Source organism: Desulfobacter vibrioformis DSM 8776 (assembly GCF_000745975.1).
In the GTDB taxonomy this organism is placed as follows: Bacteria; Desulfobacterota; Desulfobacteria; order Desulfobacterales; family Desulfobacteraceae; genus Desulfobacter; species Desulfobacter vibrioformis.
The window spans coordinates 196,438-223,282 of record NZ_JQKJ01000004.1 but is presented as its reverse complement, the minus strand read 5'-3'; the positions used below and the strand labels follow the sequence as shown (position 1 = coordinate 223,282).

The window sequence follows — 26,845 nt, the reverse complement described above, 5'->3', positions numbered from 1 at the left end:
CTTGGCTACGAGCCAAACAGCTATGGTGAATGGCAAGAACAGCCAGACTTCTCCGAGCCCCCTCTGGCATTGAGCGGTGCGGCAGCTCACTGGAACGCGCGAGAGGATGACAGTGATTACTATACCCAGCCGGGCAAACTATTTCGTTTGATGAGTAAGGAACAACAGGAGGCCCTGTTCGGCAACACCGCCCGTGCAATGGACGATGCTCCGGAGATGATCAAAATCCGTCATATCGGCAACTGCCTGAAAGCCGACCCGGCCTATGGTGAAGGGGTGGCCAAGGCACTGGGCATTTCGTTGGATAAAGTTCCACGATAGATAAACATCAGCGATCAACCGCATCTATTCGGACTGGTAAAAGCTGCACCGATTAACTATGTAGTTTTTACCAGTCAATTTGTGAAGCGGAAAGGGGAATATTCAATCAATACCAGGAAAAGTTGACTGAGCCTTTATGGTATTAAATCGGACGAGTAAAATACGGTGAATATATTCTTGATGAGGATCTTGTCCGCGTATGATAAAATTTGCTTAGCGTATATTTACGCGCGAATGTTCGTGGTACCCTTATTACCAGGCAATTCCAAGCCTTCAAGAATACATTCTTGTCTCCCAAGACGAGCATCTTGTGGGAAAATTCATACGCCGCGATAACACCAAATGGGAATTTTGTTCGTACAAAGGCGCGGATCAAGTTCTAAAAATAGAGTCTGTGGATCACGAACTGCCGTTCTCCGAAATTTATTGGGATATTGAATTTAAAATTAAACCGTCATGAAGTCCTGCCCCAAATACGGCCAAGCTGCGATGGGAACAATTTTTTGCCGGCCATGCAGCCCATGGCCAGGCAAGGGCAAATATCCTATTTTGCATCACTTGTGCGAAGATTGCATGGCCGTATGAAAGTTCATACTTCTGTGAGGGTTCCAAATACTTTTTAAAAAAGCCGCTTTACCACAGCATGACAGCTTCCAGGAACGCCTGGATCCGGGTGCGGATCTGGCCCATGTTGGAGGCCATGCGCTCGGTTTCAAGGAACAGGACCGGTATCTTTTTTTCGGCCAGGCGTTTTTGCTGGTAGTGAAAATCAATCAGGTTGTTGTCGCAGAATTTCAGGGATACGTATATTACGGCATCCACTTTATATTGCCTGATCAGCGCCATCATGTGGTCGAACCGCTTGCCCGAATCGAACAATGCCGCGCAGGTGGCTTTATCCAAATAATAATCGGCAAGGGCGGCAAGGGGCTCCTTGTCTTCGTCCACGGTGCCTTCAAAATATTTTACCCCGTTGCTGGTATCTTCGCATGCCACCATGCCGCCCATCTCTTCGATCACCCGGATGATATGGGGATGGTCAAAGTAGCTGCCGCAGATCATGATCCTGGGTGTGGCAACGGGCTGTTCCCTGCCGTGGCGGGGAAGGTCCTCAACCAGTTGTGTCATTTTTTCGTTAAAAATCTCCCTGGGGCCGGTCATGGCTGCCTTGACCATGAACATGTAGTCTTCGCCGGCAATGGGCGGGTGGATGTCGTTGCGCAGATCATAGAGACGCTGCATAAGTTCCCGGGACTGGTTGTAGACTGAGACAGCGTGCCGCAACGCCTGGTCCGTGATTTTGACGTCAAAGCGCTCTTCCAGCACCGCCATGAGATGCTGCATCTCGGTGATGAAATACGCTTTGGTTGTGGCGTCGATCTCCTTGGGCAGGTCCAGCATATGGACGAAATCATTGGACCTGAAGTATTTCCACACATCAAACAGCCGCCGCCGGGCATCACAGACATTGGCAATGACAGCACCGTCCGCGAAATCATGTTTTCCGGCCAGCACCTCTTCCAGGCAGCTCAGCACATAGGGACAAATGTTCCGGTGCATGTAGGCCGAGGCTTTGGTGGTTTTGGTGCAGGTTTCCCCAAAGATCCGGTAGGGAATCAGGCCGGCCGCGTACAGGATCTCTTCAGGGGTATAAATGGAGACCCAGCCGATCTTGGGGCGGTCCAGGGCCTTGAGTATCTCAAACCGGTTGTGGTGAATATCGGTAATTTCCGTGATGCGGGTCCGCAATTGGGTGTTCAAGGTATCCATATTATCTCTTTTCCATTATCTTTTTTCCATGAGGTTGCGGGCAATCACGGCTGCGCCCAGGGCACCGGTGAGCTGCGGGTTTTCAGCGATTCTCAGTTCAAGGCCCAGTCGTTTTTCCAGGGCTTTGACCACACCGATGTTCAGGGCCACGCCCCCGCTCATGGCAACGGGTTCGACCAATCCGATTTTACCCAGCAGGATCTCTCCGCGCTCCACGATCACATTGTGAACCCCGCGCACGATTTCCGGCACAGGCGTATCCTCGGCCACCAGGGAAACCACTTCGGTTTCGGCAAACACCGTACACATGCTGCTGATTTCCACATTTTTATCGGTCTGCTGGGATATGGCGCCCAGATCCTCCAGGCGCACCTCCAGGGCCTTTGCGATCACTTCCAGGAAACGGCCCGTACCTGCGGCGCATTTGTCGTTCATGATGAAATTTTCCACCCGGCCGCCATTGCCGATGCGGATGACCTTGCTGTCCTGGCCCCCGATATCCAGGATGGTTGCCACATCCGGAAACAGGAAATGGACACCGGCTGCGTGGCAGGTGATCTCGGTGACATTTTTGCCGGAAAACGGCAAATTGTCACGCCCGTACCCCGTGGTCACCACAAACGCCACATCCTGTTCCGACAATCCGGCCCGGTCCAGCACCTGATGATACACCCGCTCACCCGACTTCCGGCTCCTGCCGCCGGTCAAATCAATGGCAGACCCTAAAATTTTTTTATCATCACCCAACACAACGCCCTTGGTGGCAAGGGAACCGGAATCAATACCAATGGTAATCATACCTCACTCCTGTTTTTGAGCATCTCCGCAAATGCGTCTATCCGTATTTTAACCTGGGAAAATGAATAGCCCCGGCTGTCGATGAAGTCGCCGTCTATGTCCAGCATGACCATGCCTGATTGGGTCAGGCGGTCCCTGATAATCTGGTTCACGCTCAGGTGGCGGCGGCAGCCCCACTGGTTGAACCGTATAATCCCGTCTATGCCGTAGGGCTCAAGCACGTCAAATTTTGTATCATCAATGCCGGCAAAGTGCAGCTGCCGCCTGGCCATATACATGTAAGGGTCCTTTTCCGCCAGTAACCCGCCGATATTTTGGGTCATGGCCGGCAAGAGATTTGACATGACTTCCAGGCCGCACCCCTCTTCCATATATCTGATAATTTCATTGTTGTAAAAAGGCATCAGCCCGTCCCATATCACCCGGGGCCTCTCTTTGGCCCGGATCTGCCCCGCGGTTTCGACTGAATCCAGCAGCTCTTCATAGCAGAGCCGGACCCCCTGGGTGGCCCCGGGCGATCCCATCCTGCTCAGATGGGTGGTGGTGTCGGTGGTGAACTTATGCACCGACGGACAGACCTGGTGGGCCAGGGACAGGGAGATCAGTTTTTCGTAATAGCGCATGGTCTCTTTGGACGCTTCCACCGCGGCTGCAATACGGTCCGGAACAGCTTCGATACCCAGGGCGTTCTCCACCCGGGCCACCATCTCTTTCATGCGTTGGGCCAGGTATTGGGCTGCGGCATTGCCCCGGCGCTCGGGCATATCCAGGAGGAACCAGGGGCAGTCGTAGGCATCGGCCAGGGCGTAGAACATCCTGGCCCCGCTGTCGCAGGGGAAATAGGCAAAGGTAATGAAATCCGGGGTGGGCAGGCAGTTTTCCACGGCCGCACCCAGCACGCACCGGACCACCGGGCAGATATCCCTGGACAGGTGGTTTTTTTCCGCAATATCCAGGAACGCGCCGGCCGCCCCGGCTGCGGCCAGGAAATAGGAGAGAACCTGCCCGTTAAAGGGCACGAAATCCAGGGCCGCCACGATCTCGGAACAGGCCACGTTTCCCACGAACATGACCCGGGAGTCGTCCAGGTAGGCATCCTGGAAACCGCCTGCATTGGCAATTGTCCGCTCCACGGTGGAGGCAGCGCTGTGCTCGGGCAGCGAAAAATCAACTGCCCGGCCGGTATTGCCCACGACCCGCATGAAGTTTTCCAACTGGACGCTTCTCTTGGATTTGGCCGGCTGTGCCGTTCCACCGGGCAGGCCAAACCCTTTTTTCGCCATCAACTTTTTCAGCAACTTCTCTTTATCAGATAACATACATCTCCTCTTACACGGCTTATTTACCATGAAGAGCATGAAGGACATGAAGAATGGCTCTCTTCATGCTCTTCATGAACTTCATGGTGAAAAATAGCTTCCAGTAAAGTTTATACTTTATTAAACACGTTACCTCTACCTTCCCTGGCAAATAAGTCAGGCCTCACCCAGGGCCGCCCGGATCTCCTCTTCGGACATCCCGTCTATCTCTTTTTGCAGGCGCGCGATGGTATCCACCTGTCCTTTCTGGGGCTCATGGGCAATCAATTTCCGGGTAATGCCGGCAACCGTGGGGGCCTCAAACAGTTCCCGCACGACAATTCTGACTTCAAACAGACTCTGCACACGGTTTACCAGCTGCACCACCAGCAGGGAATGGCCGCCCAGGGCAAAAAAATTATCATGCCGGCCCACACGCGCCACCCCCAGCACTTCTGTCCAGATTTTGGCAACGATCTCTTCCGCGGGCGAAGCCGGTGCCTCATACCCTTTGGTGGCAGTTAAACGTTCCGGTTCAGGCAGTTTCTTCCGGTCCACTTTGCCGTTGGGGGTCAGGGGCAGACAGTCAAGCAGTGTAAAATGGGCAGGGACCATATAATCGGGAACGCTTTGCCTGAGCCATTCCTGCAATTGGGCGGCCAGGGCGGAGTCGTCCGGCTTCCCTTTCCAGTCCCCTGTTATGTAGGCTGCCAGCCGTTTGTTATCCCCCTCTTCCACCAGCATTGCCACGGCATCCCTGACTGCCGGGTGCCGGCGGAGCACGGATTCGATCTCCCCAAGTTCAATGCGGAATCCCCGCAGCTTGACCTGGTGGTCCATCCTGCCCAGGAACTCGATATTGCCGCTGGGAAGCCATCTTGCCAGGTCACCGGTTTTATAAATCCGCTCTGTTTTCCCCGGGATGTTTATTTCGATGAATTTTTCAGCAGTCAGTTCCGGACGGTTGAGATAGCCCCGGGCCAGCCCCGCGCCCCCGATGCACAGCTCGCCGGGAACACCCGGGGGCAGTGGCTGAAGATGCGGGTCCATGATGTAGATCCGGGTGTTGGGTATGGGCCGGCCAATGGGTATCGCGGCCCCCCCGCCAATATCGGCGGATTGGATGGGGAAAACCGTTGCCGCCACCGTTGCTTCCGCCGGGCCGTATGAATTCAGCAGCACCGGAAACGGCCCGAAAAGTGCCAGCCATTGTTCAACATGTTCAGCAGAAACCGCCTCACCGCCGATCACCACCAGGCGGATACTTTGGGGCCATAGTTTTCGAATGGCGGGCAGGTCTGTCAGCAGGCTGTGCCAAAAGGCCGTGGGCAGGTCCAGCACCGTCAGCTCATGGGCCGCGCAGGCTGCCAGGAATGCCTTGGTGGATCCGATCATCTCCTGGTTGCGCAGGATGAGCCCAGCCCCCGCAACCAGGGTCATGTGGATCTCTTCCACGGCGGTATCAAAACTGAGCGAGGCAAACTGCAATACCCTGTCACGGCTTGTCAGGTCATACATATCAATGGACGACCGGATAAGATTGCTTAAGCCAAAATGATGGATCATGATCCCTTTGGGGTTGCCGGTGGTGCCTGAGGTGTAGATCACATATGCCAGGTCAGCCGCATCAATGTTCATGGCCGGATTTTGCCGGGGGTGGCCGGCCAGGTCCAGCGCATCCAAAGAGACCACCGTAAAAGCCTGTTCCGGTTCCCCCAGGGACAGCCGTGGCTTCAGGGCGCTTTGGGTCAGTACCAGGGCCACGCCGCTGTCATCCAGGATATGGCGGATACGGGCCCCGGGATAGGCGGGGTCAACCGGCACATAGGCGCCCCCTGATTTAAGGATGGCCAGGATAGCGATGACCATTTCCGGGGAACGGTCCATGAATACCGCCACCAGGGGATTATGCCCTGTTTTAAATTCAGGAAGCGATAACAGAAGGCTGGCGGTCTGGTTGGCCTTTTCATTCAGTTGTCCGTATGTCAGCCGGTTTTCTTCACAAATCACGGCAATGTGGTCAGGTTGCTTTGCTGCCTGTTGTTCAAACAGGCGGACAATGGTCTCCTTTGGCACATCCCCGGCCGTATCATTCCAGGACTGCACCAAGGCCGTCTCCTTTGCGGTGAACATGGGCAGGCGGCTGGCCAATTGGTCCGGGTTGTCTGCCATGGCCTGCAGCAGCACCTGAAAATGGCCGGCCATCCGCTCAATGGTGGATGCCTGGAACAGGTCGGTGGCATATTCCCACCAGCAAATCAGTTCCCCGTCCCGCTCCTCCACGTTCAGGCTCAAATCAAATTTGGCAATGGGATAATCAACAGGCAGGGAGGTGACTGCCAGGCCCGGCAGGTCCGGTGGGACCGGGTCATTGTTCTGCAGTCCGAACATCACCTGGAACAACGGGCTGTGACTCAGGCTGCGGGTGGGTTTCAGCCGTTCCACCAGCATCTCAAAGGGAATATCCTGGTGGGAATAGGCCTCCAGGCAGGTGGTGCGGGTGTCTGCCAGCAGGCTGGCCACGCTCTGGCCCGGATGAAGCCGGCCCCGCAGCACCAGGGTATTGACGAAGAACCCGATCAGGTCATCGGTGCTGGTGTGGGTGCGGTTGGCAATGGGGGTGCCCACGCAGAGATCATCCATGCGGCTGTACCGGAAAAGCAGGATGTAAAACCCGGTGAGCAGGGTCATGAAAAGGCTCACGTTCTGCTCCCGGCTCAAGCCGTTGAGCGCTTTTGCCAAATCCTGTGGCAAAGCCGTGAAATAGTGGGCGCCTTGATAGCTTTGCAGGGGGGGCCGGGGGGTGTCCAGGGGCAGTTCCAGCAGTTCCGGGGCCCCGGCCAGCTTCCCGTGCCAATAGTCCACCTGCCGTTGCAGGACCTCGCCTTGCAGCCACTCCCGCTGCCAGGCCGCGTAATCACCGTACTGAATGGCAAGGGGAGGCAGGTCCGGCGCTCTGCCCTGGGCAAAAGCAGTATAGGCCTGGTGCCAGTCCCGCATGAATACGCCCATGGACCAGCCGTCACTGATGATATGGTGCATGTTCAGCAGAAGTACTGATCTTTGGGCTGTAAGACGCAGCAGGTCAGCCTTAAACAGGGGGCCCTGGTCCAGGTCAAAGGAGATGCCGGCATGGCGCCGGGCATGGATTTGAATCTCTTTGTCCTGGGCCGCCGGGGACAGTCCGGCCGGATCTTGAAGGGTCAGGTCGTGGATGGCCAGAACCTTTATTTCGCCGGGGGCATGAATTTGCACCACGGGGTGTCCGTCCCGGGTGGGAAAGGTACTCCTGAGCGCGTCATGGCGGCAGACCAACCACTCCAGGCTGCGCTCCAGGGCCCCGACATTCAGCTCCCCCCTCAATTCCAGGGCCGCCGGCATGTTGTACACATCAGGGCCGCTCTCTTCCAGCTGGTTGAGGAACCACAGGCGCTGCTGGGCAAAGGAGAGGACTTGGCAAGCCCCATCCGGCTGTTTGCGGATGGCAGGCAGGCTGGCCGGGGCGTTGGCCGTATCAATGGCATTGGCCAGCGCATCCAGCCGGGGATGCTCGAAAACCGCGCTCACCGGCAACTCCACCTGGAACTTGTCCCTGATCCGGGCAATGAGCCGGGTGGCGGACAAGGAGTGTCCGCCCAGGTCAAAGAAGTTGTCGTGGCGATGCACGGTTTCCCGCCACAGCAGTGTGGCCCAGATGCCGGCCAGGACCTCTTCGGTGGGGGTGGCAGGTTTTTCTCCGGTCACGGTTTCCGCCCCGGGCAGGGGCAATGCCCTGCGGTCAATTTTGCCGCTGGGTGTCAGGGGAAATTTTTCCATCACCATGAATTGGCCGGGAATCATATAATCGGGCAACAGGGATTTCAGGCCCTCCTTGACCTGGGCCGGGTCAATCAGGGAACCTGCCCGGGTGGATCTCTCCCCGGTGAGATAGGCGATCAGCCGCTTGTCTTCGCCGGTCCCGTGTAAAGAGACCACGGCTTCCCTGACAGACGGGAGCCGGCCAAGAACCGCTTCGACCTCCCCCAGTTCAATGCGGAACCCCCGCAGCTTGACCTGAAGATCCATGCGCCCCAGGAATTCAATGTCGCCGCAGGGCAGCAGGCGCACCAGGTCTCCGGTCCGGTAGATGCGTTGGGTTTTACCGAAGATTTCGATTTCCATAAATTTTTCCCGGGTCAGGTCCGGCCGGTTGAGATAGCCCAGCGCCAGGCCGGGGCCGCCCGTGACCAGTTCTCCGGGAACGCCGACGGGCACGGGTTGCAGGTGCTGGTCCAGGATATAAACCGTGGTGTTGGCAATGGGCCTGCCAATGGGAATGGAGCCTGGGTATGGCTGGTTCATGATGGGGTAACAGCAGGTAAAGGTGGTGTTTTCCGTGGGGCCGTACCCGTTCATCAACCGGGTATGGGGCAGCAGGTCCAATGCCTTTTGAATATGGGATACGGACAGGGTTTCCCCGCCGGTCATCAGTTGTTTTACCCCTTGCAGCGCTTCGGGGTATTCTTCCAGCATCACATTGAACAGGCTGCTGGTCAGCCATAAAATGGAAATCTTTTCCCGGCCCAGCACCCTGGCAAGGGAGGCCAGGTCCTTTTGCCGGGCCGGCATGACCACAAGCTTTGCACCGTTGAGCAGGGCGCCCCAGATCTCCAGGGTGGCTGCGTCAAAGGATACCGGCGCGTACTGGAGAAAGGTCTGTGCTGAATCCAGTTGGGCAAAGTTGCTGTTTTTCACCAGCCGGACCACGGCCTGGTGGGGAACGACAACGCCCTTGGGTTGCCCGGTGGACCCCGAGGTATAGTTGACATAGGCCGGATCATTCACCTGGATGGCCGTGTCTGGAAGGGTCTTGGCCAAGTTATAGAGATCAATCTCGTCCAGATCAATTTCATCCAGAAAAACCGGAAGGCAAAGGGGGGACAACGCTTCCAGGGGAAGTTGTGCTTTCAGGGCACTTTGGGTGAGCAGCAGGGGTGCTGCGCAATCCTCAAGCATGTACCGGATCCGGTCAGCCGGATAATCCGGGTCAATGGGCACATAGGCCCCGCCTGCCTTGAGAATGGCCAGGACCCCCACCACCATTTCCAGGGAACGTTCCAGGGACAGGGCGATCAGGAACGCGTCCGGCCCGGACGGTTTCCGGACGTTTTGGGTGAGGTAATGGGCCAGCCGGCCGGACCTTTCATCCAGCTCTTGGTAGGTGAGGGTTTGTCCTTCAAAGGAGACGGCAATGGCGCCGGGGGTTTTGTCTGCCTGGGCCTGGAACAGGTCCACGATGGTGCTGTCCCCGGGAAAGTCCGTGGCCGTATCATTCCAGGCCAGCCATGCCTCTGTCTCCCTGGCCGTGAGCATGGGCAGGTCTTTGACAGGCCGGGCCGGATTGTCCGCAACGGCGGTGAGCAATACCTCAAAATGGCCTGCCATGCGCTCAATGGTGGCGGCCTGGAACAGATCCGCGGCATATTCCCATTCACAGTACAAGGCCCCGTCCCGGGCTTCGGCGTTGAGGCTCAGATCAAATTTGGAAACCGGGAACTCTACATCCAGGGCCGTGGTCTCGATCCCCGGCAGGTCCAGGGATACCGGGTCATTGTTCTGCAGTCCGAACATCACCTGGAACAGGGGGCTGTGGCCCAGGCTGCGGCTGGGCCGAAGCTGCTCCACCAGCATTTCAAAGGGGATATCCTGGTTTGCATAGGCGTCCAGGCAGGTTTTCCGGGTTTGGGCCAACAGGTCGGCAAAGCATTGGTCCGGCCCAAGCCGGCCCCGCAGCACCAGGGTGTTGACGAAAAAACCGATGATTTCGTGGGTGTCGCTGTGGGTACGGTTGGCAATGGGTGTGCCCACGCATAGATCATCCACCCGGCAGTAACGGGAGAGCAGGATATAATAGGTGCTGAGCAGGGTCATGAACAGGCTCACGTTCTGCCTGCGGCTCAATTCTCCAAGGCTCCGGGTCAATTCCGGTGACAGCCGGTGCAGGTACCGGTGCCCCCTGAAGCTTTGGCGGGCCGGCCGGGGATTGTCCAGGGGCAGTTCCAGCAGTTCCGGGGCATTGGCCAGCTGCCGGTGCCAATAGGCCTCCTGTTTTTCCAGCACCTCTGCCTGGAGCCAGTTGCGCTGCCAGGCCGCATAATCCTGGTACTGGATGTCAAGGGGCTTAAGATCCGGTTCGCTGCCCCGGGCAAAGGCAATACAGGCCTGGCCCAGATCCCGGACCAGCACGCCCATGGACCAGGCATCACTGATGATATGGTGCATATTGAGCAGCAGCACCGACTTTTCCCGGTCCAGGACCAGCAGGTCGGCCTTGAACAGGGGCCCCCGGCTCAAGTCAAAGGGCTGGACCGCATGGCGGCCGGCCCGGTTGCGTACGGCCTCATCCTGTTCCGTGGGACAAAGTCCGGTGAGATCATGAACGGCCAGGATCTCCTGGTCACCGGGGGCCTGGATCTGCACCCGTGCCTCCCCCCCCTGGTCCGGAAAAGCGCTCCTCAGCGAATCATGGCGGCGGACCAGCCATTTCAAACCCTGCTTCAGGGCTTGGATATCCAGGTTGCCGGACAATTGCAGGACCGTGGGCATGTTATACACCGCACTGGCATTCCCCGCCAGCCGGTTCAGGAACCACAGGCGCTGCTGGGCAAAGGAGAGGTCCGGGGCTGACCTGTCCGGCTGTTTGCGGATGGGCGGCAGGGCAGGCGTGCCCATGGCCCCTTCAATGGCCTTTGCCAGATCTGCCAGCCGGGGATGCTCAAAAACGGCCCGCACCGGCAGTTCCACCTGAAAGCTGTCCCGGATCCGGGCCAGGAGCAGGATGGCTGTCAGGGAATGTCCGCCCAGGTCAAAGAAATGGGCCTGCCGGGTGATGGTTGCGCCTTGAAAGAGCCCGGACCACAGACCCGACAATATCTCTTCGGTGGGTGTGGCCAATCTGTTGTCTTTGGCAGCAATTCCGGCCTGGGGATCGGGCAGCGCCCTGCGGTCTATTTTGCCGTTGGGGGTCAGCGGCAGCCTGTCCAGCACCATGAAATGGTTGGGAATCATATAATCGGGCAGCTGCTGTTTCAGCCATTCCCTTAGCTGGGCCGGTTCCAGCCCGGATTCCGCTTCAGGAGACCCGGCCGAATTTGTGAGATAGGCGGCCAGCCGTCTGTCTCCATTGGTTTCATACACGGTTACGGCAGCCTCTTTGACCAAGGGGTGTTGTGCCAGCACCGCCTCTATTTCCCCGGGTTCGATGCGGAAACCCCGCAGTTTGACCTGGTGGTCCAGCCGTCCCATATAGACCAGGTTGCCGTCGGGCAGAAACCGGGCCAGGTCCCCGGTTTTGTAGATGCGCTCGGTTTTGCCGAACAGCCGGGTTTCCACAAATTTTTCAGCGGTCAGCCCGGAACGGTTGAGATACCCCCGGGCAAGGCCGGCACCGGCAATGCACAGTTCCCCGGTAATGCCCGGCGGCACGGGCTGGTTGCGGGTATCCAGGATATGGATACGGACATTGGGAATGGGCCGGCCAATGTGGACCCCACCTTCCTGGTCCGGGGAACAGACCGCCATGGTGGCGCAAACCGTATTCTCGGTGGGTCCGTAGGCATTGATAAAACGGACCTGGCCGGCCCATTGGGCCACCAGTTCCGCCGGACAGGCCTCCCCGGCCACCACAAGGGTTTTCAGCCCCTGGAGGGCCTGGCCTGGCAGGTTGCGGACAAAAGAGGGGGGCAAGGTGACATGGCTGATTTTTTCATCACCCATCAGGGCGGTAAATTCCGTTGGATCCAGCAGGATGTATCTGGACGCGATGTATAAGGCCCCGCCGCTCAGCAAGGTGGTGGTGATTTCAGAGACAGACGCGTCAAAGCTGAAGGAGGCGAATTGCAACACACGGCTGTCCGGCTGGAGTTGAAAGGTGTCAATTTGTGAAAAAGCCAGGTTCACCAGCCCGGCATGTTCAATCATCACGCCCTTGGGCTTCCCGGTGGACCCCGAGGTATAGATCACATAGGCCAGGTCCGTCCCGGCGGGGTGGGCCGGGGGATTATGCCCGGACTGGGACCGGAATCCTTTGTCGTCATCCAGGCAGATCACGTCATGCGCCGCCGTGTCAATGGGCAGGCGCGTTTTTAATCCGGTCTGGGTCAACACCAGGGGCGCGCCGCTGTCCGCCAGCATATACTTGATACGCTCCGCCGGATAGGCGGGGTCGATGGGCAGATAAGCCCCGCCGGCCTTGAGTATTCCCAGCAGGCCAATGACCATCCCGGCGGACGGCTCCACTGCAATGGCAATCAAAGGATTCTGCCGGTCCGCCAGATATTTCGCCAGGTAATGGGCCAGCCGGTTGGCCTGTTCATTGAGTTCGCGGTAGGTCAGCCGTTCCTCTTCACACACCACAGCAATGGCAGAAGGCGTTTTCTCCACCTGGGTTTCGAACAGCTCGACAATGGTTTTGCCGGCGGGGAACGATCTTCCGGTCCGGTTCCACTCCATGAGGCGCCGGGTTTCCGCCGGGGTGAGCATGGGCAGGGTATGGATCTCCTGGTCCGGGAACACCGCGATACCTTCCAGGAGCACCCGCAGGTGCTCCGACATCCGCCGGGCCGTTTCAGGAAAAAAGAGATCCCTGTTATAGCTTAAGGTACCTGACAGGGCATTCTTATCATCGTCAAAGGTCATGGACACATCGAACTGCCCCTCCATCTGGTCAAGGGCAATGCTGTGGGCTGCCACGCCTCCGCTGAAAAACCGCCTGGGGATCAGGGCCCGGGTCTCATAGGCGAAAAGCGCCTGGACAAGGGGGGGATAGCTGGGGTCCCGTTCCGGCTGCAATTGTTCCATGAGCAAAGGAAAGGGATAGGGCTGGTGGTCCAGTCCGGTAAATATCCGGTGCTGGTTCATGGCAGCTTTTTCACGGAAGCTTGTCTGTGCATCCCTGGGGAAACTTGCGCGCACAACCATGGGATTGACCAGATACCCCACCATGTCGTTAAATTCCCGACGGCCCCGGACCGTGGAAGTGGGGACTCCCAGCAGGATCTCCTCCTGGCCGGTATAGCGGTGGAGCAAGATCTGGAAAGCGGTGAACAGCACGGTGAACAAGGTACACTGCTCCTGGCGGGCCAGTATCCTGAGCCGGTCGGTCAGTTCCGGGGCCAGGGTAAAGCGCAGGGAGGCGCCGTTAAAGGTCTGCAGCCTTGGCCGGGGCCGGTCCGTGGGAAGCTGGAGAATGGACAGGCGGCCTGCCAGCTCCTGGTGCCAATAGGCAGCCATCTTTTCCTTTTCTTCACCGGCCAGCAGATCCTTTTCCCATTGGACAAAATCAGCATACCTGGCCGGTAATGCGGGTAAATCCGGTTCTTTGCCCTGGATTTGCGCGTCATAAAGCGCACAGATTTCCCGGCCCAGGATGGCCATGGAACGGGCATCCCCGGCAATGTGATGGAGTCCCAGCAGCACCAGGGGCCCCTGCCGGGCATCCAGGAATCCGTCCACCCGGAAAACGCCCTGCTCCAGCACAAAAGGTTGTTGGGAGGCTTGCCGCACCTCATCCATCAGCCGGCCTTCATCCCAGGCCGAGGCGTCCCATTGGCGAAAGGCCGGTTCCAGGTCCGGATCCGCCCATTGGCAGGGCTGGCCGTCTTTTTCAGCAATACGGGTTTGCAGCATGGCATGGCGCGACGCCAGCCGTTGCAGGGCCTGCCTGAGCAGGTCCGCATCCAGTGCGGTTTCGAACCGGAGCAGCAGCCCGGTGTTGTAAGCCGGGCTTTCCGGGGCGTCCCGGTAGATGAACCAGAGGGCCTGCTGGCCCGCGGACAGCGGGGTAAAACGGGTTTGGCCCCGGGCGCCTGTTTCGTCTATTTCGCCTGTTTTGCCTTCAACGGTCAGGTGGGCCGCAAGGCCCGCCAGTGTCGGGTGGGCCAGGATAAGGGCGCTTGACAGATCGGTTTCCCGGCCCGTGATACCCTGGATCCGGTTGCGCAGCTCCACAGCCATGAGGGAATCCAGCCCCAGGTCAAAGACATTGGTATCAGGATCCGGCAAATCGTCCAGCCCCATGATGGCCTGTAATGCCTGCTGAAGGCGATGAATCAGGGGAGCTTCCTTTTCCTGGGAAGCCCGGGGTGCTGGTTCCTCTGGCGCGGCTGTTACATCGTTTGCCGGATGAGGGAAGGCGTCAATCGTCTCTGTTGTTTCCACCCAGCAGCGGCGCCGCTGGAAAGGGTATGTGGGCAACCCCACTTTGCACCGGGGCCATGGGGCGTCCCATGCGGCCCAGTCGGGATTGGCCCCGGCCATGTACAGGCGTGACAGGGCCTGGGCGGTCTGCCGGTTGTCCTCAATTATCCGGCGCAGGCTGCCCGCCGCAACCGGGCTTTCCCTGTCCGGCCAGCAATGGAGGGCCATGGCAGCCAGCACCGGGTGGGGACCGATTTCCAGCAGGATGTTGCCGCCCAGTTCTGCCGCAGCCGAACAGCTTTGGGCAAACTGCACCGGTTCCCGGCTGTGGCGGCGCCAGTAGTCGCTGTCCGGCACCTCACCCGGGGCAAATGCCTTTCCGGTCAGATTGCTGACCAGGGTGCGCTGGGGCGGCTGGAAATGAAGGGTGGCCGCAAATTGGACAAACTCATCCAGTATGGGGTCCAGCAGGGCGGAATGAAAGGCCTGGCTGGTTTGCAGCCCCTGGATGCGCACGCCTGCCTGTTCAAACCTGTCTGTCACGGCGCTCACCTCGGCTCCAGACCCGCTGATGACCTGGTGACCGCCGTTGTATGCGGCAATGGAGAGCCCTGTGCCTGCGATGGCCTTGTCCACCTGGGCTGGTTGGGCAAAAACAGCGGCCATGGCCCCGCCCGGGGGCAGGCCGTCCATGAGCCGGCCCCGCCGGGTGACCAGGTGCAATGCATCTTCCAGGGAAAATACGTCGGCGGCATAGGCAGCCGAATACTCGCCCAGGCTGTGCCCCATCACCACATCCGGTTCAATACCCAGGGACCGCCACCACTCATACAGCGCCACTTCCAGGGAAAAAAGCGCGGGCTGGGTATAGCGGGTCTGATTGAGCAGTGCTCCGTGTACCGGATCAAAAACAAGGGATGTGAGGGGGATATCCAGCAAGGGCTCCAAAATGGCGGCACATTGATCCAGGACGTTCCGGAATACAGGCTGGGTGTCATAAAGCCCCTGGCCCATGCCGCTGTACTGGCTGCCCTGGCCGGTGAACAGCATCACCGTCACAGGGGCCGGCCCGGGCTGGGTCCGGGGCGGCTGGGACAGGCTTTTTGAAAGCTGGTCCAGGGTTTCAACCACGAGGGCTGCCCGGTGGGCAAAATGGTCCCGCCCGGTGGCGGCGGTAAAGCAGATATCCGCCAAAGGGATGTCCGGGTGCCGGTCCAGCCATTGGCTGTAACGGGCAGCAAGGTCCGCCACTGCGGTTCCGGTTTTTCCGGATATCGGCAGGATGTGTGCGGGGCGCCGGACCACATCATCCCCAGGCACTGCCGGGGCCTCACCCGCTTCAACCAGCACATGGGCATTGGTCCCGCTCATGCCGAAACTGCTGATGCCCGCAATCTTGGGTGTACCAGGCCAGTCCATGGTCCCGGCCGGGACCCGGAAGGGCAGTTTGTCCCAGGGAATACGCGGATTGGGGGTCTTGAAATGGGGCTGCCCGGGAATCCGGCCGTGCCCCATGGCCAGGATCACCTTGATGAGCCCGGCAATGCCCGCGGCTGCTTCGGAATGGCCTATGTTGCCTTTTACCGAACCAATGACCAGGGGCTGTCCCGGGTCCCGGCCAGGGCCGTACACCCTGCCCGCAGCCTGCATCTCCAGGGGATCTCCCAGTATGGTGCCCGTGCCGTGGGCCTCCAGATAACCGACCTGGCCGGGCCTAAGATTGGCCCGTTCCAGGGCCGTGCGCAGCAGCCGTTCCTGGGCCGCGACATTGGGCACGGTCAAACCGCCGGAAAAGCCGTCGTTGTTAACGGCGCTTGCGCGAATGACGCCCAGGATATTATCCCGGTCCTGCCGGGCGTCGGCCAGGCGCTTGAGCACCACCATGCCGCACCCCTCCCCCCGGGAAAAGCCGTTGGCAGCCGCGTCAAATACTTTGCAGCGCCCGTCCGGGCTCAGGGCCTTGGACCTGGACAGGAAAATATAGTTGTGGGGGCTGAGTATGACCTGGACCCCGCCTGCCAGGGCCAGTTCACACTCTCCCAGGCGCAGGGCCTGGCAGGCCGAATGAACAGCCACAAGGGAGCTGGAACAGGCCGTGTTGATGGAAAGGGCCTGGCCCTGAACGCCCAGGGCATAGGCGATGCGCCCGGCCACAAATGCCTGGAGATTGCCGGTGCCGCTGTAAAGGTCGATCTGGGCCGGGGCCTGGAACGCGGCCCGGGCATAGTCATTCTCGGTAACCCCCACAAAGACGCCCACCTGGCAATTCCTAAGGTTGCCCGGCGCAATGGCGGCGTTTTCCAGGGCTTCCCAGCTCACCTCCAGAGCCAGTCTCTGCTGGGGATCAATGGCATTTGCCGCCCGGGGCGGTATACCGAAAAACGCGGGGTCGAACTGGTCCACCCGGGACAGGAAACCGCCGTAGCGTGTGGTGATGGTTCCCGGCTTTTCCGGATCAGGATCGTAAAAGGCATCCACATCAAAGCGGTTGGACGGGATTTGGGTAATGGCATCCCCCCCTTTTTCCAGGAGATCCCAAAAGGCTTCCGGGTTTTCCGCGCCCGGGAAGCGGCATGACAGGCCTATAATCGCAATATCGAACGGGGGGTTCGCATTTGACGCCATTATGATATCCCTATTTATGTGGAGAAGCCGCCGGTCGGCGGCGTTTATCAGACTGTTCTTTTATCATTTTTGTCCCAATGTCATTAACTTAAGTACTGAATATTTTATTTTACCATGAAGATCATGAAGATCATGAAGATCATGAAGAGTATATACCGAAAATCAATCTTCATGTCCTTCATGATCTTCATGGTTTTAATAAGAGTCTCCTTAAAGTTAAGGACATTGATTTTTGACCGGTTAACGAGCCTGTAGGCGCTTCCCGCGGACAAATGCGGCCAGGGCATTGACCGACATAAAATGTTCCGGCACGATATCACCGTCATCAAAGGTGATGCCGTACTCTTTTTCCATATGGGAGACCGTGTTGATAATGGTTAAGGAATCCATGAAACCGGCGTCAATCAGGTTGAAATCGTCGTCAAACCCTTCCGGTGCCAGGCCTTTGAGGCATTTGTCAAGAATGTAGTTGCGAAGTGTCTGCTGAAGGTTCATATATCCGTATTTAAGATTTTAAGGGTTAGGGTTAAAAGATCATTTGGACCAGTCTGTAAGGTCATGGTTTCACCGATTCATCAGTTTGGCGGCATTCCGGATGATTTTGCCGCTGGCAGTGCGGGCCAGACAAGGCACCCACTGGAACCGGACCGGAACTTTGTACCCGGCCAGGTACCTGCTGCAATGGGCTTTCAGAGCAATGTCATCCGTGGGTTGGGCGTCGTTGGCCCGCACCAGAAGGGCCATGGGCGTTTCTCCCAGCCGCGGGGCCTTGATGCCGAACACGCAGGCCTCCAGAACAGCCGGATGCCGCATGAGTACCGCTTCCACCTCCTGGGGAAAAAATTTCATGCCTGCCACGCTGATCATCTCCTTGCTGCGCCCGGAAATAGTGAGAAATCCCTGGTCGTCCATCACACCGAGATCCCCGGTTGCCAGCCAGCCGCCGTTTTGTTGAAGAATGGCGTTTCGGAGTTGCCAGGGGTCGTAGTAGGCATCCAGCAAGCCGGGACCCTTGATCAGGATCTCTCCGGCCTTATCTCCTGAATCGCCGTCAGGCTGCCCGGCCAGTCTGACGGTGTAAGCCGGCAGCGGCTTACCCACGGACCCCCGTTTTTCCCAGGGCTGGTCAAGATTCACGGCAGGCAGGCCAATTTCGATAATACCGTAAGTTTCGTTCAGGGGCAGGCCAAAGCGCTGGTAAAAAGCCTGGGCAAGTTCCGGAGCCAGGCGGGTGGTGGTGGCGATTGCCAGGCGAAGCCGCGGCAGGGATTGCCCGCTCTGGTCATGGGTCATCAGCTCGTAGTGGGTGGGGGACCCGTAGATCATGGTGGCCCGGTGACGGGTGGCGGCCTGTAACATGCTGACGCCAAAGGCGTTTTTAGGCAGAATAATGGTGGCCCCAAAGCTCAGGTAAGCCACAATGGAGACCGCAAAGTGGTAGGCCATGGAGAGCATCCAGACAATGCGGTCCGAAGGTCCGATGCCAAGCCCCTGGTTGGCGGCCTGGATCCGCGCAAGGATGGTGTCGTGGGAGAGCACCACGCCTTTGGCCGCACCGGTTGTGCCCGAGGTGAAACGGATAAAGGCCGGATTCAGTTTATCCAGTTCAGGCGGCGGTTCCCGCTGGGGTTTGACCGGAAAAAACCAGGCCTGTTCCGTGAGGGCTATGGCCTCTCCCCGGGCAAATGGGGCAAACAGGCTGCTTCCGGCACCAGAGGACCCGGTGGAGATGATGGCGTCAATGGCGATATGGTGCAGTATCTGCTGTTTTTCTTCCTCTGCCAGCTCCATGGGAATCGGGGTGACTGCGGCTCCGCAGGCCCAGATGGCGTAGGTCAGGGAAATGTACTGCGCTCCGCTGGGGCAGTGCAGGCCGATGTTCATCCCTTTGCCGGCCCCAAAGCCCTGAAGCGTTTTTGCCAGCCCCTGGATGGTGCGGCAAAAATCGCCATAGGTAACCCGGTCATGGTCCCGGGGGCCCAGGATCACGGGCTGGTCCGGCTGTTCATCAGCCTGTCGGAAAAACAGGTCGGCTAGGTTCAATGACATGGCTTACGCAGTCTCCCTCTCCTTGATAATCGCGTTGACAAGTCCCTGGCCCATGGCCCAGCAGGTTCCCACCACCCTTGCCGACGCCTGGACCCGGGGCTCGGCTGAAAAGCATTTACCCGCCGTAAATAAGTTGTCCAGTCCACTGATTTTTAGCGCACACAGCGGGATGTCATAGCGGTGGCCCGGCGGGAAGTGATCCAGGCTCACCCCCTGCTCCGGGTCCCAGTATTCAATGGGCCAGCAGGCCTGGCACACGGCGTCGGGAAAACGCCGGCCTTTTTTGAGATCCGATTCGGTGAGCGTATAATCGCCCTGGACCTGGTGTCCGTTGCGAATCCCAAGCTGCCCGCCGGCATCTATGACGGCCTGGCTGAACCCGGGCAGGGTCTGGAGAAAGGCCAGCAGATCACTTGTTACACGGTCCATGCGGGCCTGGTTAAAATCGGCGGGTTTGAGATTGAATTTTACATACACCTCATCCGGATAGACTCCGCTGTCCAGCCAGATGGTGCCGCATTCCGGCGGCAGTTCCCGGCGTTCCGCGGCCTTGCGGATGCGAATCAGCAGCCCTACGCTTTTGGGGAAGGTGACGGCATTCGGCGCAACCCCGCGCAGCCGGACAATCATCCCGGCCAGAACCTCGCCATCAACCGTATCCCCCATGTTTTTCACATGCCGGACAATGTCGGCCCGGCCTGTGGTGTCGATGACGGTATGGGGGGTCAAGGTGTAGGTGTCGCCGTCCTGGGTGACGGTTATGGATTCAATTTTTCCGTTGGCCACCGAAACACCCGTGATGTGCTGATTATACCGGATCTCAATGCCGGGGTACTCATCCATCCACTCCCGGGTTACCCGGGCGTAGACCTCCGGGTCCACACTCAAGGTCCAATTTTTTCCGATGCGCCGTTTACGGGTAAGCGGGCTGGCCTGGCTGAGCCGTTTTGCAAGTTCCACGGGCAGCCCAGGGTTCAGGAACTCACCCTGGTCATCAAACAGGCCGCCCAGGGTATGGATAAAGGTGTGGGCCACTATGCCGCCGGGCTGCTCGGATTGTTCCAGCACCAGGACATCAACACCCTGGGCCGCTGCGGCCAGGGCGCAGGCCGTACCGGCGGCGCCGGCCCCGACAATTACGATGGGCTTTGACGGAGCCGGATCGGATGGGGCCTCCCGGGTGGGTTGGGATGGCCTTTTTTTCATCCCGGCCAGCGGCATCATGGCGTTGCCGATGGCCGCGGTGCCCAGGGCGAAATGGACGCCCATGGCCGCCAGAATATCGATCCGGCCCAAAAGGGTGCCCAGCAGTACAACCCCCATGCCCAGGTAGCAGATTCCCAGGCTGCGTTTGAGATTGTTTTCCAGCTGGCCGGACAGTTTCAGCAATTCACACAAATGGGTGAGATCCGGATCGGTGAGGATGATGTCCGCCACATCCGTGGCAAGTGTGGTGGCCCCGCGCAGGGATATGGACAGATCGGCCTGCTGCATGGCAATGGCGTCGTTGACCCCGTCGCCGATAAAGCAGACGGTGTGCCCTTCGGACTTGAACTTGCGGACGATATCTGCCTTGTCTTCCGGCAGCACCTCGGCAAAAATGCTGTCCGCTCCCAGCGCTTCTGCCAGCTTTCGGGTGGGTGCTGCATGGTCGCCGGAAACAATGCCGATGTGCTGGATGCCCTTCTGCCGTAAGGTGCTGAAGACCATCAGGACTTCAGGGCGCACCCTGGCCTCAAGTTCAATAAGGCCCGCGACCCGGCGGCCAATGGCTACCATCACCAGGGAGTGGCCCTGGGCATGGATCTCATCCTGCCTGGACATGGTCTGCCGGGTCAGGGGAATGCCTTCGGCATCCATGAACCGGGCACTGCCCACATGGATGGTGAGATCCCGGTACTGGACCACAATGCCGAACCCCTGCCGGTATTCGATATCGTCCAGGTTTTCCACGGTAATTCCGGCTTCCCTGGCATGCCGGACAATGGCCTTGGCAATGGGATGGGTGAGCTGGTGTTCGGCCAGGGCCGCATAAAAGAGGATATCCTTTTCCCCGTAGTCCGGATGGACGCACAACAGGGTGCGGACCTCTAGGTCACCGTCGGTCAGTGTGCCGGTTTTATCAAATAAAAATGTGTCGATGGCGCTGATCTGTTCAATGCCTTGCCCCTGCTTAACCAGAATCTGGCGATGGGACGCCACGGTTTGGTAATTGAGGGTGGCCAGGGGTGCCAGCACGCGGATGGCCTGGATCGTGTTGCCGCTGAGAATGACCATGGCCCCCACCGGGCCAAATACCGCAAGTCCGGCACCGGCCATGACCAGGAACGGGAGATTGGCCTTTTCCGCCCACTGTTCCCCGCGAAGCTGCAGCTCGGTTTTGGATTTCAGAGAATTATCCAGAATTTCACTGATCCGGCCGATGGTGGTTTCCCGGCCCGACTTTTCAACCCTCACGTGGACCTGGCCTGTGAGGACCAGGGTGGAGGCGAATACCGGTTCTCCGATGCCTTTTTCAACCGGATAGGATTCGCCGGTAAAGGCGTGCTGATCCACGCTGGCCATGCCCGACACCACTTGGCCGTCTATGGGAATGGTTTCTCCGGCCCGGATCACCAGGATATCGCCCTGCCCCACCGCTTCCAGAGAACTCTCCAGCTCGGCCCCCTCTTTGACGATCCAGACCTTTTGATGGGGGTCGAAAAGAGTGTCAACCAGGTTGCCGGTGAGTTTTTTCTCCGCTGTTTCCGACGCCCTGGCCTGGATGGCGTCCCCCACATAGACAAATCCCAGGCCGATACCGGCCGTGATGTAACGGCCCGTTCCCAGCAGCAGCAGGTTGCCGATCCCCATGAGAAGGTGGGTGTCCACCTTGCCGTCCTTGAGAAGCCGCTGCCTGACAGCCGTTTCCACCTGGCGGTAAAAGGGGAGCATGGTGTAGGTATAAGCCGCGATATTGACCAGCGTAAAGGTGGGGGATATATAGCGTAAGAAAGCGGTGCCCAGGGTGACCGCACTCATTTGCTGGTAGTGGGACCGCTTTTGTTTCGCAAGGGCCCTGGGATCTTCGGGCCGGGGCAGATCTTCCTGATCCGTTTGCACTTCCAGTGGCACTTCCGGATCTAAGATTTTCTCTTCATCCCGGTGCTGTTCTTCCGAAGGGTTCTCAGCCGCCTGTTTTTCTCCAGGTTCGTCTTTTATAAATTTTTCATAAATCTTGACGCCTGCGTATGTAAGCAACACAACGGTGAGATCTAACATCTGAATTCCTTTAGGATTGTGTTTTACAAATGATCGTTTGATTTATCAGCTAAACTTACCGATTAATTATTTGAAAATCATTTAATTATTTAAAAATCATTTTTTTTGATTCTCCTCATTTAGGACAGTAACACGCTGTTTGTCAAGATAAAGTCTAAAAGATCAGCAATTCCAAACTTGGAACGCATTGTATTCCAGTGAATGAAACCAGCTTCAATTTTTTCTTGATCCATTTTCCGGCAGGGGTTATAAATCAAAAATAATCGAAATAAGTATATCCGGCATCATACTGAGACTTCTGTTCAACACAATTTTATCCATAATTCCGCTTGCCGGAATAACTGCTGCAACAATAAGAGAAACTTTTCTGTAAATCATACGTCCCGGCCATTCAACAGGCGAGACTGATGATAAATTGTTTTTTAGATCTGCATCTAAGGCAGTTGATCTATCCCAATGACGCGGCTGGGCCGCCCAAAACAAAAACAGGAGACGAAAAATGAGAAAAATGGTCATGTTTTCACTTTTAGGAATCTTATTGACATGCTTTTTGACATGCTTTGCAGGCGTGCTTTTCGCTGCACCGGCAAAACCGGTCATCGCAGGCTGGGCAACGAAACTTGAAAACCAGACACTTACCGTGAGGTGGGACACATATTACGGGGAGAAGGGGGATAAGGCCGTACTCCTGATAGACAAAGAAAACGTCGCGGAGCAGAAACCCGTGGATAATGACAATCCCGAGGGTATCCAGATGGGCATTTTTACCGTCACCGGGATTACAAAAGAGAATATGACCCTTATGGTTGTGCTGTCAAATGCCGACGGCGCAACCCATTCCGCTCCTTTTAAAATAGGTGTCGGCGGAGAAGATCCCCATGCGTATAAAAAAACCAATATCAATTCCGGGAAGTGGCCTGAAAATGCAATGGTCGGGTATATTGACCTTGCTTCTGTAGGCGCGGTGGCGTCAATCACCCCAAAACAGCTTACGGAATACAGTGTTGTTGTATTCGGTTTTGCCGATGATGACGGAAAGATCGGGGCGGATCAGCTAAATCAAATCAAAAAGATGATTACAATGGAAAAAAGCGGGACCATAAACCTGCTTTCAATCGGTGGAGAGCATGCCCACAATATTAAAATAAACGGTGATACTGTTGAGAACCTGTACGATGCCGTAAAAACGGCAGGCGTTGACGGAGTTGACTTTGACGTCGAAAATATCACGGATGCGCCGGGCCTTGTTACATTGGCGGATATGCTCAGGGAGAAATTTGGCAAAGATTACTTTATCACGGCAGCACCCCAGCTTGCGGGCAGTTCGGATAATCCCGGCCTTTACGTGGCCGCGGCGGGCGTAGAGTGGGATTTTACCACGGGTGTATATGATGCCATCTTTGTGCAGGCATACAACAGCGGCGTTGCACTCACATACCCCAACCCCCTTGACGGCGGAAAGCTTGTGAATGAATCCGACCCCGACATTGTGGCGGCAGCTTATGACAGCCTGGAAAAAAAAGGGAAAGTGAATAAAAACACAAAACTTCTCATCGGCATACCGGCAAATGCAGGCGCCGGAACCGTTCACGGGAATGTATGGAACTTCAGGAAAGACAAAGCCGGGTGGGATGAGGCGGTGGATCAGATATCAAAATCCCTTAAAGCGATTTACGAAAACGAAAAGGGAATTGACGGCAAACAGTTCGGCGGCATGATGGTCTGGAGCCTGGGAAATGATGCCATGCCCGATGGATATGGCGTTTGGAAGCCGAAACCGGAACAGGAGGCCATAAACACCCCGGCCTATTTCTTCAGCGAAACCCTGGCGCCTCTTGTCAAGAAATAAGCCCCCTGCGGCCTGATGCCCGGTCCGCTCCCAAAGGGATCCCAGGGCACCGGAATGATGAGAGCAGTCGTGCTTTACCTGACGGCCCGGAACCAACGATTCCGGGCCGCAACATTTCGATCCACTTGATTTTTTTTTCAGGGTAAGGCAATCGCATGAAATTTTTTATATCCCCCATGGGCCGCAAGCCCACAAAAAAAAATGAAACTAAAAACACCAACCATACGCACTTAAAATAGGCGCCCCAGGCGCTTCGCCCTCTTGTTTCCTGTCTCTTGTCTCCAGTTTCTTATAAAAACAGCCGTCAAATCCGGAAACTAAATTACATTTTGATCATCCAGCCATTAACCATTGATCCGGCTGGCCTTTTAAGCTAATATACGCGGACATTATAAATCTGTATTACTTTTTGGGGTAGCAAAGCGAGAATAATACAGCGTCCCGAAAAGGAGAACTCATGGCGAAATCCAATGCCCCCTTTACTGAACTGTCCATGTTTGATTTAAGGGGTAAACAATCGGTCAGGGCAACATTTAAACTTTCCCAGAAAGCCATTGATGCCATCGGCCTTGTGGCCGTCCACATGGGCATCAAGCAGAAATCCCTGTTTGATCACATCATTGAAGATCATTCAGCCCTGGATCAACTGGCCCAGACCATCCGGATACGCAAATTCAATCAACTGGACAGAAAGCAGAAAACCTTTGTGCTCAGCCGTAAGACCATTGAGGCATTGACGACCATCTCCGGAACATATAACATGCCCCGGGATGCGCTGGTTGAGTATTCCATCAAAAAACTGGAAACCGTTATCCAGTCTGAAAAAATAAGGCATGAAGAACGAAAAAAACTGGCCGGTAATCTGGAGACCCGTTTCAACGAATTTCTTTTGTTTTACCGGGAATCGGCCATGGCTTTAGGCGAAGACGACCCCTTCTGCCGGCATCTTGAAAAACTGATAGACCATATGAAACGAACAGCAGGGGACGTGGATGCGTTCCTTGAAAAAAGCAAAGTACTTGAAGATTTTTAGGAGAAGACATTGATTGATGTTCAGAACCTGACCAAGTATTACGGTGATTTCTGTGCGGTTGACAACATCAGCCTCACCGTTGAACCCGGCAAGATACTTGGCCTTCTCGGCCCCAACGGGGCAGGCAAGACAACCACATTGAGGATGCTCACAGGATTTTATACCCCCACATCCGGCACCATCAGGATCAATGAACTTAAAATGCCCGAGCACACCCTGGAAATAAAATCCATGATCGGGTATCTGCCTGAATCCGCACCCTTGTACCACAATATGCTGGTATATGATTACCTGGATTATGTGGCGCGGCTTAAAGGGATGGATAACCCTGAACGCAGGCTGTCCCGGTTTAAAGAATTAGGCCGGCTGTGCGGGCTCTCCGGTATCATGGCCAGGCCCATCGGCAATCTGTCCAAGGGCCTTCGCCAGCGGGTGGGGCTGGCCCATGCCCTGATGTCCGACCCGGATATCCTGATCCTTGACGAACCCACCTCGGGCCTTGACCCCAACCAGATCGCAGAGATCCGTGATATCATCAAAGGCATTGGCAGGGAAAAGACCATTATCTTTTCCACCCATATCCTTTCCGAGGCCGAAGCCACCTGCGACCGGATCGCCATCATCAACAAGGGCAAAAAAGTGGCTGACGACAGCACCGAGCATTTAAAACAAAATGCCCGGCACCGCAGCGTGGTCCGCCTGACGCTGCTCAATGCGGAGATAACGGCAGCCCTTACCCACCTTAAAGCCTTTGATCCAGGCCTTGACATCACTGTGACAGACACACCGGCCAGTGAAGGCATCAGTTTTGAGCTGTGCTGCAAAGAAGATAAAGACATCCGCCAGGACCTTTACCTGTCCATTAAAAAAACCGACTGGATTGTCACCGAGCTTGTCAGACAACCCTTAGCCCTTGAAGAAATTTTCCACGAATTGACACGGGAGGGCGCTTAACCCATGACACAGATCAAAACCATTGCCTTAAAGGAATTTAAGGACTATTTTATTTCACCCATTGCATATATTGTTATCTCCCTTTTTCTCATTGTTACGGGGTGGTTTTTCTTTTCCACCTTTTTCCTCTACGGACGTGCCGACCTGAGGGACTTTTTCGCCCTTCTTCCCATAACCTTCTCCTTTTTTATTCCGGCCGTGACCATGCGCATGTTTGCCGAGGAAAAAAACGTGGGCTCCTATGAAAGCCTTTTAACCATGCCGGTCTCCTTCACCCATATTGCCCTGGGCAAATTTTTCGCGGCAAGCGCCTTTGCCGCGGCCATGCTGGTGCCCACCCTGTCCTACCCGCTGTTCATCTCCTTTATCGGCAGTTTGGACCCGGGGCCTGTGATCGGCGGCTACCTCGGGGCCATTCTCCTTGGCGGGGCTTACTGCAGCATCGGACTGTTTGCCTCGGCCCTGACCCGCAACCAGATCATCGCATTTATCATCGGGTGCGCCATATGTTTTACCCTGACCATCATTGACCGGATGCTGTTTTTTGTTCCCGAACGCCTTGTGCCGGTTGTGGAATACCTTGGTGCCAATGCCCATTTCACAAATATTTCCAAGGGCATTATTGATTCAAGGGACCTTATTTACTTTGCATCCGTGATCTTTATTTTCATTTTCTCAACCGACATTGCCATGAAAGAAAAAAATTAAGGA

The 26,845-nt window shown here is 56.8% G+C and carries 13 protein-coding genes; 5 read left to right on the top strand and 8 right to left on the bottom strand.

Annotated features, from left to right (window positions below; genetic code table 11):
* The coding region (locus Q366_RS05285) for a catalase-related domain-containing protein (RefSeq protein ID WP_035236965.1) at positions 1–321 on the top strand (321 nt) is incomplete at its 5' end.
* 633 nt (positions 322–954) lie between these two features.
* Here the strand turns inward: Q366_RS05285 and Q366_RS05280 are convergent.
* From Q366_RS05280 to Q366_RS20750, 8 genes are all read right to left on the bottom strand, one after another.
* Positions 955–2,091, bottom strand: coding sequence for a 2-hydroxyacyl-CoA dehydratase subunit D (locus Q366_RS05280; RefSeq protein WP_051957834.1), 1,137 nt, complete (start codon positions 2,089–2,091; stop codon positions 955–957).
* 15 nt (positions 2,092–2,106) lie between these two features.
* A complete protein-coding gene (locus Q366_RS05275) occupies positions 2,107–2,889 on the bottom strand; it encodes an acyl-CoA dehydratase activase (protein ID WP_035236964.1) in 783 nt (260 codons plus the stop codon).
* Entirely contained in the window at positions 2,886–4,208 is a 1,323-nt protein-coding gene (locus tag Q366_RS05270; RefSeq protein WP_035236963.1) for a 2-hydroxyacyl-CoA dehydratase family protein, read from the bottom strand. Before Q366_RS05270 ends, Q366_RS05275 begins: the two co-directional genes overlap by 4 nt.
* Before the next feature lie 156 nt (positions 4,209–4,364).
* The gene (locus Q366_RS05265) at positions 4,365–16,988 is read right to left on the bottom strand and encodes a hybrid non-ribosomal peptide synthetase/type I polyketide synthase (RefSeq protein WP_051957833.1); all 12,624 of its coding nucleotides are present in this window, start codon (positions 16,986–16,988) and stop codon (positions 4,365–4,367) included.
* 240 nt (positions 16,989–17,228) lie between these two features.
* Entirely contained in the window at positions 17,229–17,483 is a 255-nt protein-coding gene (locus Q366_RS05260) for an acyl carrier protein (RefSeq protein WP_051957832.1), read from the bottom strand.
* A gap of 69 nt (positions 17,484–17,552) precedes the next feature.
* Positions 17,553–19,037, bottom strand: a complete 1,485-nt coding sequence (locus Q366_RS05255; protein ID WP_035236962.1) for a class I adenylate-forming enzyme family protein — start codon at positions 19,035–19,037, stop codon at positions 17,553–17,555.
* A 3-nt stretch (positions 19,038–19,040) separates the two neighbouring features.
* Positions 19,041–22,298, bottom strand: a complete 3,258-nt coding sequence (locus Q366_RS20055; protein ID WP_051957831.1) for a heavy metal translocating P-type ATPase — start codon at positions 22,296–22,298, stop codon at positions 19,041–19,043.
* 246 nt (positions 22,299–22,544) lie between these two features.
* The gene (locus Q366_RS20750; RefSeq protein WP_084691722.1) at positions 22,545–22,814 is read right to left on the bottom strand and encodes a hypothetical protein; all 270 of its coding nucleotides are present in this window, start codon (positions 22,812–22,814) and stop codon (positions 22,545–22,547) included.
* Here Q366_RS20750 and Q366_RS05245 point away from each other — a divergent pair.
* The 4 genes from Q366_RS05245 to Q366_RS05230 all read left to right on the top strand — a co-directional run bounded on the left by Q366_RS05245 (position 22,798) and on the right by Q366_RS05230 (position 26,842).
* Positions 22,798–24,147, top strand: a complete 1,350-nt coding sequence (locus Q366_RS05245) for a glycosyl hydrolase family 18 protein (RefSeq protein WP_035236960.1) — start codon at positions 22,798–22,800, stop codon at positions 24,145–24,147. The two genes, Q366_RS20750 and Q366_RS05245, sit on opposite strands and share 17 nt — an antisense overlap.
* A gap of 457 nt (positions 24,148–24,604) precedes the next feature.
* Complete coding sequence (locus Q366_RS05240; RefSeq protein WP_035236958.1) at positions 24,605–25,180, top strand: hypothetical protein; 576 nt, start codon at positions 24,605–24,607, stop codon at positions 25,178–25,180.
* A gap of 9 nt (positions 25,181–25,189) precedes the next feature.
* Positions 25,190–26,134, top strand: a complete 945-nt coding sequence (locus Q366_RS05235; protein WP_035236957.1) for an ABC transporter ATP-binding protein — start codon at positions 25,190–25,192, stop codon at positions 26,132–26,134.
* Between the two features lie 3 nt (positions 26,135–26,137).
* A complete protein-coding gene (locus tag Q366_RS05230) occupies positions 26,138–26,842 on the top strand; it encodes an ABC-2 transporter permease (RefSeq protein ID WP_035236956.1) in 705 nt (234 codons plus the stop codon).
* Positions 26,843–26,845: the final 3 nt, after the last annotated feature.